Here is an 11791-nt window from a genome sequence, read left to right as displayed (position 1 = left end):
CAACAAGGCCGGGAAATGGCGCAGGAACAGGGCGGTCATCAGGGTGGCGATGTGCAGGCCGTCGGAATCCGCGTCGGCCAGGATCACCACCTTGCCGTAGCGCAGGCCGCTGATGTCGTCCTTGCCGGGATCGCAGCCGATGGCGATGGCCAGGTTGTGCACTTCGTCGGAGGCCAGCACCGAGGTGCTGGCGACTTCCCACGTGTTCAGGATCTTGCCGCGCAGCGGAAGGATCGCCTGGAAATCCTTGTCTCGCGCCTGCTTGGCCGAGCCGCCGGCCGAGTCGCCTTCCACCAGGAACAGTTCCGTGCGCGAGAGATCCTGGCTGATGCAGTCGGCGAGCTTGCCGGGCAGGGCAGGGCCTTGGGTGACTTTCTTTCGGACGACCTGCTTTTCGGTCTTCAGTCGTGCGCTGGCGCGTTCGATGGCGATCTGCGCGATCTTCTCGCCCAGGTCGACGTGCTGGTTCAGCCACAGGCTGAAGGCGTCGTGCGCCGCGCCCTCGATGAAACCGGCAGCCTGGCGCGAGGACAGGCGTTCCTTGGTCTGGCCGCTGAACTGCGGGTCGGTCATCTTCAACGAGAGCACGAACGTCACGCGGTCCCACACGTCCTCAGGCGCCAGCTTCACGCCGCGCGGCAGCAGGTTGCGGAAGTCGCAGAATTCGCGCAGCGCGTCGGTCAGGCCGCTGCGCAGGCCGTTGACGTGCGTGCCGTGCTGGGCGGTGGGAATCAGGTTGACGTAGCTTTCCTGCACGAGCTCGCCTTCCGGCACCCAGGCGACGGCCCAATCGACGATTTCGCTGTCCTTCTTGAGTTGGCCGACGAACAACTCGGGCGGGAGCAGTTCGCGGCCGGCCATCTCGCCGCGCAGGTAATCGCGCAGGCCGTCCTCGTAGTGCCAACTGTCGCGCTCACCGGTCGCTTCGTCGAAGAGGGTGACGTTCAGGCCGGGACACAGCACGGCCTTGGCGCGCAGCAGGTGCTTGAGCGCGCGCACATTGAACTTCGGCGTATCGAAGTATTTCGGGTCGGCCCAGAAGCGCACGCGGGTGCCGGTGTTCTTCTTGCCGACGCTGCCCACCACTTCCAGCGGCGTGGCGCGGTCGCCGTTGCGGAAGGTGATGCGGTGTTCGCTGCCTTCGCGCTTGATGTGCACCTCCACCAGCGTGGAGAGCGCATTGACCACGCTGACGCCGACGCCATGGAGGCCGCCGGAGAAGGTGTAGTTCTTGTTGCTGAACTTGCCGCCCGCATGCAGGCGGGTGAGGATCAGCTCCACGCCCGGGATCTTCTCCTCGGGATGGATGTCGACCGGCATGCCGCGGCCATCGTCGCTGACCTCGCAGCTGCCGTCCTTGTACAGCGTGACCTCGATGCTGCCGGCATGCCCGGCCAACGCCTCGTCCACCGCGTTGTCGATGACTTCCTGCGCCAGGTGGTTGGGACGGGCGGTGTCGGTGTACATGCCCGGCCGGCGCTTGACGGGGTCAAGGCCGGAAAGGACTTCGATGTCGGCGGCGTTGTAGCGGCTGCTCATGGTGCGTGGGGGTCTCAGCGGGACGGCGCGGCGTCCTGCAGGGCGCCGCCGGTGTAGGGATTGAAGAGGTAGTCGCCGGGGAAGCTTTCGCCGGTCGTGGCGTCCTGCCGCGGCGGCAGCAGGCTGCCCAGCGGCGTCCGGAACGTGTAGGTGTCGAGGGACGTGCGCACCTGCACCCGCCCGTCGGCCGCCGGATCGAACAGCGGCTTGCCCTTCGCATCGCGGGCATCGAGGACGGCGAAGTGCATGTTGTCGCCCATCGGCCCGAGCATGTTGGCCATCACGGGGCGCAGGATGGAAAGCAGGTTCTTCAGCGGTGCCGGGATGCTCGACGACGCCATGGGCGCGTGAACCGTGCCCGCCGCATCGACGAAGCGCATGTCGGCGAACAGCGCATCGCCGTCGGCGAAGGCATCGATGCCTGCCATCCCCACCTTGCCGCGCACCATCGCCACCAGCAGGTAGTCGTCGAGCTGTGCAACGAACTGCTTGCGGTCGGCGTCCGACAGATTTTGCTGCTGGGCGGCCGAGACATGCCAGTAGACCGGCGGGATGACCCAGACCAGTTCCATGGTGTCATCGCCCATGTGGGTGCGCTGGGTATCCTGCGCCACCTGGTCCAGCCGGACCTCCTTCAGCGGCAAYGGCGCGCGTTGCGCCCATGCGGTCGGCACCAGCAGGGTCACGGCCACCAGGGCGGCGGCGAGCATTCGTAAGGAGAAGCGCATGCGACGTCGTCTGTCGGATCGAAGGGTGCGGCAGTGTGCCGCCTGGGCCGGATTTTTGCCATGTTCAGTCGCACGCGCTGACACTGCGCGCGCGGACAGGGATGCCCCTTGGAGACGCCGACCGGCGCCCCCAGATTTCCCCCATCCACGAGGAGCACTGCCATGAAGCCCCGCAACCTGTTGCTGCTGTCTGCCGCCGCCCTCGGCGCGTTGTTCGCGGTCCAGGCCCTTGCACAATCCCGGACTGCCAGCGAGGCCGACAAGCCCAGGCAGGACCAGACCCAGACCGCCGACCCCTCCGATCCGGAAGCCAAGGCGCGCCGACGTGCCGCCAATGAAGCTGCCGCCAAGCAGCGCAAGGCCGCGGAGGGCCAGCAGAAGAAGACTGGCGACGAAGAGGAAGAGCGCAAGCCCTGACCGACGTCCGCTTTGCCGGAGCCCTTGTGCCGCAAGGGTTTCGCGCTCGCACGCAGGTACGTGACGCCCCGCTTCGGCGGGGCGTCGCGCTTCCGGGCGACACGCGTTGCCTGTAGACTATGGCTTTCCGGAGCCCCGCCCATGACTCCCCTGATTTTCGTTACCGGCGGCGTTGTGTCCTCGCTTGGCAAGGGCATCGCCGCCGCTTCGCTTGCGTCCATTCTCGAAGCACGTGGCCTGAAGGTCACGATGATGAAGCTGGACCCCTACATCAACGTCGATCCGGGCACCATGAGCCCGTTCCAGCACGGTGAGGTGTACGTCACCGACGACGGTGCCGAGACCGACCTGGATTTGGGCCACTACGAGCGCTTCGTGCGCACCCGCCTGAGTCGCAAGAACTCGGTCACCACCGGCCGGATCTACGAAAACGTGATCCGCAAGGAGCGCCGCGGCGACTACCTGGGCGCCACCGTGCAGGTGATCCCGCACATCACCGACGAGATCCGCCGCTGCATCGATGAGGCCACCGAGGGCTTCGACGTGGCGCTGGTCGAGATCGGCGGTACGGTAGGCGACATCGAGTCGCTGCCGTTCCTCGAGGCCATTCGCCAGATCCGCACCGAGCGCGGCCCCGAGAAGGCGCTCTTCATGCACCTGACACTGGTGCCCTACGTGGCGGCGGCGGGCGAGCTGAAGACCAAACCCACGCAGCACTCGGTGAAGGAACTGCGCTCGATCGGCATCCAGCCCGACGTGCTGCTGTGCCGGTCCGAGCAGCCGATCCCCGATTCCGAGCGCCGCAAGATCTCCCTGTTCACCAACGTGCCCGAGCGCGCCGTCATCAGCGTGCCGGACGTGGACGTGCTCTACCGCATTCCGATGGGCCTGCACCGGCAGGGCCTGGACGACATCGTCCTGCGCCAGTTCCGCATCGAGAACGCGCAGGCTGCGGACCTGTCCGAGTGGGAAGCCGCGGTCGATGCCACGCTCAATCCGCTGGATGAGGTGACGATCGCCGTCGTCGGCAAGTACGTCGATCACCAGGATGCGTACAAGTCGGTGGGCGAGGCCCTGAAGCATGGCGGCCTGCGCCAGCGCACGCGCGTCAACCTGAAGTGGATCGAAGCCCAGGAACTGGAAGGCACCGACATGGCCCTGCTGCAGGGCGTGGACGGCGTGCTGGTGCCGGGTGGCTTCGGCGATCGCGGCTTCGAAGGCAAGGTGCTGACCTCCCGCTTCGCCCGCGAGCAGAAGCTGCCGTATTTCGGCATCTGCTACGGCATGCAGGCGGCGGTTGTCGATTACGCCCGCCATGTGGCCGGACTGGAAAACGCCAACAGCACGGAGAACGACAAACAGTCGCCGCATCCCGTGATCGGCCTGATCACCGAGTGGCGAACGGCGACCGGCGATGTCGAGAAGCGCGATGAGCGCTCCGACCTGGGCGGCACGATGCGCCTGGGCCTGCAGGAGCAGCGCCTGAAGCCCGGCACGCTGGCGCGAGACCTGTACGGCAAGGACGTGGTGGCCGAGCGCCATCGCCATCGTTACGAGTTCAACAACCGCTATCGCACCCAGTTGGAGGACGCCGGCCTGGTGATCGCCGCCAAGTCGATGGACGACCTGCTGGTGGAGATGGTGGAGTTGCCTCGCGCCGTGCATCCGTGGTTCCTGGCCTGCCAGGCGCACCCTGAGTTCCTGTCCACGCCGCGCGACGGCCATCCGCTGTTCGTCGGCTTCATCCGCGCCGCCCGCGAAAAGAAGGYGGGCGGCAAGCTGTTGAAGGAAGCGCGCGCGTAACTGTCCTGCACCGGCGCCGCCCGCGGCGCCTGCAACGAAGGAGTGGTGAATGAAACTCTGTGGATTCGATGTCGGGCTCGACCAGCCCCTGTTCCTGATCGCCGGCCCGTGCGTGATCGAGTCGATGCAGCTGCAGATCGACGTCGCTGGCCGCCTGAAGGAAATCACCGGCAAGCTGGGGATGAACTTCATCTTCAAGWSCAGCTTCGACAAGGCCAACCGCWCCTCSGGCACCAGCTTYCGCGGCCCGGGCATGGAAGAGGGCCTGAAGGTGCTGGACGCAGTGAAGAAGCAGGTCGGGGTGCCGGTACTCACCGACGTGCACGAATACACCCCGATGGACGAAGTCGCGGCCGTCGTCGACGTGCTGCAGACACCGGCCTTCCTCGTGCGCCAGACCGACTTCATCAAGAAAGTCTGTTCGGCGGGCAAGCCGGTCAACATCAAGAAGGGCCAGTTCCTGTCGCCATGGGACATGAAGCCCGTGGTCGACAAGGCCAAGTCCACCGGCAACCAGGACATCATGGTCTGCGAGCGGGGCGCGTCCTTCGGTTACAACAACCTGGTCAGCGACATGCGTTCGTTGAGCGTGATGCGCGATACCGGTTGCCCGGTGGTATTCGATGCGACGCATTCGGTGCAGTTGCCGGGAGGGCAGGGCAGCAGCTCGGGCGGCCAGCGCGAATTCGTGCCGGTGCTGGCACGCGCCGCAGTCGCGGTCGGTGTGGCCGGCCTGTTCGCCGAAACCCACCCGGATCCGGCCAAGGCCCTGTCCGATGGTCCTAACGCGTGGCCGCTGGACAAGATGGAAGCGCTGCTGGAAACGCTGCTGGCGCTGGATTCGATCACCAAGAAGAACGGGTTCCTGGAGTCGACGGTCTAAGCCATGAATCGAGCGACTGGCGGGATGCTGGTTGTGCTGGTGGCCGTAACGGCGGCGGTGCCACGGGCGGGCGCCTGTCAGATGGGTTCGGGCGACCCGCGGCAAGACTTGGCTAAGGCATTCAGCGAAAGCCATGAGGTCTTCGTCGCAAGGCTCGACAACTACGCTGAGCGCGCGCAGGAAGCACGCAGTCCCTTGCTCCTTGCGACCGCCGACTTCGAAGTGGTCGAGGTCCTGAAGGGCCACCCACCAATGCGCGGGACGTTGTCGGGTGGCGTGGTGTGGCGTGCGGTCCCCGACATGCCGATTCCGCCCCCGCCGCCTCCGCCTTCATGTGGACCCTGGGTAACTTCGCCCGATATCGAAGGGAAAACAGCGTTAATCTTTGTCCCTTCTTACGGTCGCGCAGGTCAGCCACAAGGTCTGCGCGACGTTCATCCGTTTTCGGTGCGATTTTCCCAGCACGACCTCGCCCATACCCAAGCTACCTTGACGTTCGTACGACAACTCACCTCCACGGACCCCCGATCGACACCATGACCACCATCGCCAAGATCCACGCCCGCGAAATCCTCGATTCCCGCGGCAATCCCACCCTCGAAGCCGAGGTCACGCTGGAAGACGGTTCCTTCGGTCGCGCGATGGTGCCGTCTGGCGCCTCGACCGGCACCAAGGAAGCCGTGGAACTGCGCGACGGCGACAAGACCCGCTACCTGGGCAAGGGCGTGCGCAAGGCGGTGGAGAACGTCAACGGCCCCATCGCGAATGCGCTGCACGGGTTCGACGCCACCGACCAGGAGGGTCTGGACCGTCGCCTGATCGACCTGGACGGTACCGAGAACAAGGGTCGTCTGGGCGCCAACGCATTGCTCGGCGTGTCGATGGCGAACGCCCATGCGGTGGCCGCGTCTAAGAAGGTCCCGCTGTGGCAGCACCTGTCCAATGGCGAGGTGACCTTGCCCGTGCCGATGATGAACATCATCAACGGCGGCGCGCACGCCGACAACAACGTGGACTTCCAGGAATTCATGGTGTTGCCGGTCGGATTCGATTCGTTCGCCGAATCGCTGCGGGCGGGCACCGAGATCTTCCACTCGCTGAAGTCGGTGCTGAAGGGCCACGGCCTGAGCACGGCGGTCGGCGACGAGGGCGGCTTCGCCCCCGATTTCCGCAGCAACGTAGAAGCGCTGGACACCATCCTGGAAGCCATCGGCAAGGCCGGCTACACCGCCGGCGAAGACGTGCTGCTGGGCCTGGACGTGGCGTCCAGCGAGTTCTTCGACAACGGCAAGTACCATCTGGTGGGCGAGAACAAGCGCCTGACCAGCGAGCAGTTCGTCGACTTCCTGGCCGACTGGGCCGCGCAGTACCCCATCATCACCATCGAAGACGGCCTGGCCGAGGACGACTGGGCGGGCTGGAAGCTGCTGACCGACCGGATCGGCAAGAAGGTSCAGCTSGTCGGCGACGACCTGTTCGTGACCAATCCGAGGATCTTCAAGGAAGGCATCGAGTCCGGCACGGCCAACGCGATCCTGATCAAGGTCAACCAGATCGGCACGCTGACCGAGACCCTGGAGGCCATCGCGATGGCGCACCACGCGAACTACGCCGCCGTCGTGTCGCATCGCTCGGGCGAAACCGAAGACACCACCATCGCCGACATCGCGGTAGCCACGACGGCCACGCAGATCAAGACCGGCTCGCTGTGCCGCAGCGACCGCGTGGCCAAGTACAACCAGCTGCTGCGCATCGAAGAGGCGCTGGGCAGCAAGGCGCGCTACGCCGGCCGCAACGCCTTCGTGTCGCTGAAGAAGTAATCCATGCGCAAGGCGCCCTGGCTCCTGCTGGTCCTCGTGCTGCTGCTGGGATGGCTGCAGTACAAGTTCTGGTTCGGTGTGGGAAGTTCAGGGCAGGTCGTCGCGCTGGAGCAGCAGGTCGAGTCGCAGAAGCGCGAGAATGCCGGCCTGCAGGAGCGCAACGATGCGTTGGCCGCCGAAGTCGAGGACCTCAAATCGGGCGAATCGGCGGTGGAGGAGCGTGCACGCAGCGAACTGGGCATGATCAAGCCGGGCGAGAAGTTCTACCGCGTGGTCGAACCCGCTGCGCCGGCGCCGGCCGCGGAAGGCGATGYGGCCGGCAACGCCGCCACCGCGGACCCGCTTCCCTGATGGCCCGTCTCTGGGCCGTCGTGCCCGCCGCAGGACGCGGCACCCGCTTCGGCGGCGAACTCCCCAAGCAGTATCTCCCGGTGGAGGGTGCGCCCCTGATCGCGCACACGCTCGCGGCCCTGTTCGYGCACGATGCGGTGGAGGGCGCCGTGGTGCCGGTGTCGGAGAACGACGCGGACTGGCCGCGCTGGACGGAATTCGCGGGCAAGCCGGTGCTCGCCTGCGTCGGTGGCGCCAGCCGTGCGGCGTCCGTGCTGGCCGGCCTGCACGCACTGCCTGACGACGTGCGCCCGGATGATTTCGTACTGGTGCACGATGCGGCGCGCCCGAACGTCTCCCTGGCCGACCTGACGCAACTGCTGGAACGTGGTCGCAATGATCCGGTCGGTGCGATCCTCGCCGCACCGGTGCGGGACACGTTGAAACGGGCCGGCGACGACGGCGGGATCGACGCCACCGAACCCCGAGAGCGCCTGTGGCGTGCGTTCACGCCGCAACTTTTCCGTCGCCTGCAGCTGACCCGCGCGCTCGAGTCCGCCACGACCGATGGCGTCGAGGTCACCGACGAGGCGATGGCGATGGAGCGCCAGGGCTTGCGCCCGCTGCTGGTGGAAGGCTCCGAGAGCAACTTCAAGATCACCACGCCGGCGGACCTGGCCCGGTTCGCCTACGAACTGGCGCAGCGTCACCGCTGACCTCCTGACGGAAACGACATGCCCGATTCCTTGAACATCCGCATCGGCCAGGGCTTCGATGTGCACGCCTTCGGCGACGGCGACCACCTCATGCTGGGTGGTGTGCGCGTGCCGCACGACCGCGGCGTGCTGGCGCACAGCGACGGCGACGTGGTGCTGCATGCCGTGTGCGATGCCATGCTCGGCGCGTTGGCGCTCGGCGACATCGGCCGGCATTTCCCGCCTTCGGATGATCGCTGGAAGGGCGCGGACAGCCGTGCGTTCCTGCGCCACTGTGATGCCTTGCTGCGTGAACGCGGCTGGCGCGTCGGCAATGCCGACGTCACCGTCATCTGCGAGCGTCCCAAGGTCGGTCCCCATGCCGATGCGATGCGGGCTTGCGTGGCCACGGATCTCGGGATCGACGCGGATGCGGTCAGCATCAAGGCGACCACGACGGAGAAGCTGGGCTTCACCGGGCGCGGCGAAGGCATCGCGGCGCAGGCGGTGGTGCTGCTGGTGCGCGCATGAGCGGGGCATTGCCGCGCGCGTTCGGCGCGTCGGTGCTGTCGGCGCGTATCCGCACGGCACCGGAGGATTTCTTCGTCGAGGAGCTTCTGGGTTTCGAGCCCTCGGGCGAAGGCGAACACCTGCTGCTGACGGTCGAGAAGCGCGGCATGAATACCGCRTTCGCCGCCAAGCGCATCGCGGCGTGGGCGGCGATCGCCGACATGGGCGTCGGCTACGCCGGCCTCAAGGACCGCCATGCGGTGACGCGGCAGCGCTTCAGCGTGCACCTGCCACGCAAGGTGGCACCGGACCTGGGCGGGCTGGCATCGGACGATCTCAAGGTCATCGATGCGTCATGGCATTCGCGCAAGCTGCCGCGCGGGGCGTTGGCCGGCAACCGGTTCGCGCTGGTGCTGCGTCAGGTGGAAGGGAATCGGCAAGCGATCGATGCACGTCTTGCCGAGATCGCCGCGCATGGCCTGCCCAACTGGTTCGGTGAACAGCGCTTCGGACGCGATGGCGGCAACGTGGCGGCGGCACTGGCGATGTTCGGTGGGCGCCGGGTGCGGCGCGAGCAACGGTCCATTCTCCTGTCCGCCGCACGTTCGGAGCTGTTCAACCGCGTGCTCTCGGCCCGGCTTGCCGACGGCAGCTGGAATCGCGGCCTCGAAGGCGAAGTGTGGATGCTGGCCGGAAGCCGCAGCGTCTTCGGGCCCGAGCCCTGGAGCGAGATGCTCGCGCAGCGCCTGGCCGACTTCGATATCCATCCGACAGGGCCGTTGTGGGGCGCGGGGGCATCGCGCGCGCAGGCTGCCGCCCATGCCTGCGAGGACGCGGCGCTGCAGGGCGAGGATGCGCGCGCGCTGAAAACGGGGCTCGAGCAGGAGGGCCTCCGCCAGGAGCGTCGGGCCCTGCGCCTGCGACCCGACGGGCTGGCTTGGGAGTGGCTGGATGCGTCGACGCTCAAGGTTCATTTCGCTCTGCCGCCCGGGAGCTATGCCACCGCCGTGCTGCACGAGTTGGGGGACGCCGCGGACGCGTCCGGACCGGCCTGAGCCGTTCGTCGGAAATCGGGCACAAGCACTGGCAGCGTGGAATGGCGGGCGTATAAGCGTTAGCGACGGCGGTGGATGATGCCTCGCCGCCGAGATGTCGGTCGCAGCAACGTCCTGCTACTTGGAGGTCGCCATGAGTCGCCTCGATCGCTTTTCCAGCGCCCTTTTCCTCGCCGTGCTGCTTTCCGGTTGCGCGAGCACCCGTACCGCGAGCATCGCCGACAAGGCATTGATGCAGCCGCGATCCGACGTGGATGCGGTCTACGTGGGCTATGTCAATGCCATCGCCAAACAGCGCGGTACCGAGGTGAAGTGGGTCAACCCACCCAAGAAGCGAGTGTCGGCCTCCGTCGCCTCCGCGCGCTAGCGGATAGGCAGGCCGAGCTAGCGGCGCCGGGCCAGGAGTACCAGCACGGCGCCGGTGCCGCCCTGCGCCGGTGGTGCCGAGTGGAACGCGAGGACATCCGCGCGATGGCGCAGCATCCTGTCGACCGCATTCTTGATCACGGGTGCCCCGACCTCGGATCGCGTGCCCTTGCCATGGATGATGCGGACACATCCGTAGTCGTGCTGGTGGGCCTCCAGCAGGWATTGCCTCAACAGGCCTTCCGCCTGCAACGCCGTGGCGCCGTGCAAGTCGAGTTCATCCTGGACGGAGAACTGGCCCCGCTTCAGTCGCTGGAAGGCGCGCGGCGACAAGGCCTCGCGCCGATGGCTCAGCACATCGCCGGCCGCGTGGAGGTCGAGGGATTCCAGCCCGCGCTGGAACTCGCTCAGCGCGTCGACATCATCCTGCTCGGCCATGCGTGCACGCGGTTTCGGCGGCGCCTTGCGCGGCGGTGGCGTGGCGGCGTCCAGGCGTCGCACGTCGCCGATCGCCTCGCGGAACAGCGCGGCGTCGTCATCGTCGGGGGGCGAGGAGCGGGACATGCCGCCAGCGTAGCGGCATCGCCACGTGACGCAAGCGCGGGAAGCCTCGGCGTTGTTCCGGTATCATGGGGCCGTCCCCGAGGAACCCCATGCGCGTACTGGTCAGCAACGACGACGGCGTCGACGCCCCCGGCATCCGAATCCTGGCAGAGGGCCTGCGTAGCGCAGGCCACGAAGTGTATGTGGTCGCGCCCGACCGCGATCGCTCCGGTGCCAGCAACTCGCTGACGCTCGACCTGCCGATCCGGCTCAAGCGCATCGATCACTACACCTGCAGCATCGCCGGCACGCCGACCGACTGCGTGCACCTAGCGCTGACGGGCATGCTCGAGTTCGAGCCCGACATCGTGGTATCGGGCATCAACAACACCGCCAACCTGGGCGACGACGTCATCTACTCCGGCACGGTCTCGGCGGCGATGGAAGGGCGCTTCCTGGGCCTGCCCGCAGTGGCCATGTCGCTGGCCACCAAGAACCACGACGCCAGGCATTACGAGACCGCCGCGCGTGCCGCCGTGGAGATCGTCGCGCGTTTGAAGTCGGATCCGCTGCCGGCAGACACCATCCTCAACGTCAACGTGCCGGATCTCGCATGGTCGGAGGTGCGGGGCTTCGAAGTCACGCGCCTCGGCAACCGCCACCGTTCCGAGCCCTGCGTGCCGCAGCCGGATCCGCGCGGCCACACCGTCTACTGGATAGGCCCCGCCGGCCGCGAGCAGGATGCGGGCCCGGGCACGGACTTCCACGCGGTGCGTACGGGCCATATCTCCATCACGCCGATCCACGTCGACCTGACCCGCTACCAGGCGCTCGAGAAAGTCGCGGGCTGGGTGGGGGGATTGACGGCCTCGCTCGAGGGGACGGCATGACGCCGCGACTGCGGCTGCAGCCGGAAGCGGTGGGCATGGGCATGACCTCGCAGCGCGTGCGCGACCGCCTGGTCGAGCGGCTGCGCGAGTCGGGCATCGCCGACGAGCGCGTGCTGAATGCCATCCGCACGTTGCCGCGCCACCTGTTCGTCGATGAAGCGCTCGCCACGCGCGCTTACGAGGACACGGCGCTGCCGATCGGCCACAGCCAG

At 67.1% G+C, this 11791-nt stretch carries 13 protein-coding genes and 1 pseudogene; 11 read left to right on the top strand and 3 right to left on the bottom strand.

The genetic code is table 11. From position 1 onward, the window contains the following. Together parE and AC04L7_RS04545 are read right to left on the bottom strand one after the other, a co-directional pair. The coding region (parE, locus tag AC04L7_RS04550) for a DNA topoisomerase IV subunit B (RefSeq protein WP_475512591.1) at window positions 1-1539 on the bottom strand (1539 nt) is incomplete at its 3' end. 14 nt (window positions 1540-1553) lie between these two features. Next, window positions 1554-2249 (bottom strand): hypothetical protein, encoded by a 696-nt coding sequence (locus AC04L7_RS04545; RefSeq protein ID WP_435997472.1) that lies wholly within the window; start codon window positions 2247-2249, stop codon window positions 1554-1556. Window positions 2250-2429: 180 nt separating this feature from the next. On the opposite strand from AC04L7_RS04545, the gene AC04L7_RS04540 reads away from it, so the two are divergent. From AC04L7_RS04540 to AC04L7_RS04500, 9 genes are all read left to right on the top strand, one after another. Continuing rightward, entirely contained in the window at window positions 2430-2684 is a 255-nt protein-coding gene (locus tag AC04L7_RS04540) for a hypothetical protein (protein WP_435997474.1), read from the top strand. Window positions 2685-2825: 141 nt separating this feature from the next. Beyond that, window positions 2826-4487: a CTP synthase gene (locus tag AC04L7_RS04535; protein ID WP_475512590.1), complete on the top strand. Its 1662-nt coding sequence runs from the start codon at window positions 2826-2828 to the stop codon at window positions 4485-4487. Window positions 4488-4536: 49 nt separating this feature from the next. After that, window positions 4537-5370, top strand: a complete 834-nt coding sequence (kdsA, locus tag AC04L7_RS04530; protein ID WP_475512589.1) for a 3-deoxy-8-phosphooctulonate synthase — start codon at window positions 4537-4539, stop codon at window positions 5368-5370. Window positions 5371-5906: 536 nt separating this feature from the next. After that, window positions 5907-7190 (top strand): phosphopyruvate hydratase, encoded by a 1284-nt coding sequence (eno, locus tag AC04L7_RS04525; protein ID WP_435997478.1) that lies wholly within the window; start codon window positions 5907-5909, stop codon window positions 7188-7190. 3 nt (window positions 7191-7193) lie between these two features. After that, window positions 7194-7541 (top strand): cell division protein FtsB, encoded by a 348-nt coding sequence (gene ftsB / locus AC04L7_RS04520; RefSeq protein WP_475512588.1) that lies wholly within the window; start codon window positions 7194-7196, stop codon window positions 7539-7541. Further along, complete coding sequence (gene ispD, locus AC04L7_RS04515; RefSeq protein WP_475512587.1) at window positions 7541-8236, top strand: 2-C-methyl-D-erythritol 4-phosphate cytidylyltransferase; 696 nt, start codon at window positions 7541-7543, stop codon at window positions 8234-8236. Before ftsB ends, ispD begins: the two co-directional genes overlap by 1 nt. Window positions 8237-8254: 18 nt before the next feature. Continuing rightward, the gene (gene ispF / locus AC04L7_RS04510; RefSeq protein ID WP_299341342.1) at window positions 8255-8746 is read left to right on the top strand and encodes a 2-C-methyl-D-erythritol 2,4-cyclodiphosphate synthase; all 492 of its coding nucleotides are present in this window, start codon (window positions 8255-8257) and stop codon (window positions 8744-8746) included. Next, window positions 8743-9780: a tRNA pseudouridine(13) synthase TruD gene (truD, locus tag AC04L7_RS04505; RefSeq protein ID WP_435997483.1), complete on the top strand. Its 1038-nt coding sequence runs from the start codon at window positions 8743-8745 to the stop codon at window positions 9778-9780. The genes ispF and truD overlap by 4 nt, the downstream gene beginning before the upstream one ends. 133 nt (window positions 9781-9913) lie before the next feature. Then, the gene (locus AC04L7_RS04500; RefSeq protein WP_435997485.1) at window positions 9914-10147 is read left to right on the top strand and encodes a hypothetical protein; all 234 of its coding nucleotides are present in this window, start codon (window positions 9914-9916) and stop codon (window positions 10145-10147) included. Window positions 10148-10164: 17 nt separating this feature from the next. Here AC04L7_RS04500 and AC04L7_RS04495 read toward each other — a convergent pair whose 3' ends face one another. Further along, entirely contained in the window at window positions 10165-10710 is a 546-nt protein-coding gene (locus tag AC04L7_RS04495) for a Smr/MutS family protein (protein ID WP_475512586.1), read from the bottom strand. A gap of 89 nt (window positions 10711-10799) precedes the next feature. On the opposite strand from AC04L7_RS04495, the gene surE reads away from it, so the two are divergent. Next, window positions 10800-11579: a 5'/3'-nucleotidase SurE gene (surE, locus tag AC04L7_RS04490; RefSeq protein ID WP_296280753.1), complete on the top strand. Its 780-nt coding sequence runs from the start codon at window positions 10800-10802 to the stop codon at window positions 11577-11579. After that, window positions 11576-11791 (top strand): annotated as a pseudogene (locus AC04L7_RS04485) (protein-L-isoaspartate(D-aspartate) O-methyltransferase); the annotation flags it as partial. The gene surE and the pseudogene AC04L7_RS04485, both read left to right, overlap by 4 nt.

This window comes from Pseudoxanthomonas sp. LjRoot204_2, assembly GCF_056175765.1.
Note: the sequence above shows the minus strand (reverse complement) of the source record. Positions and strands in the feature narration are given on the sequence as shown.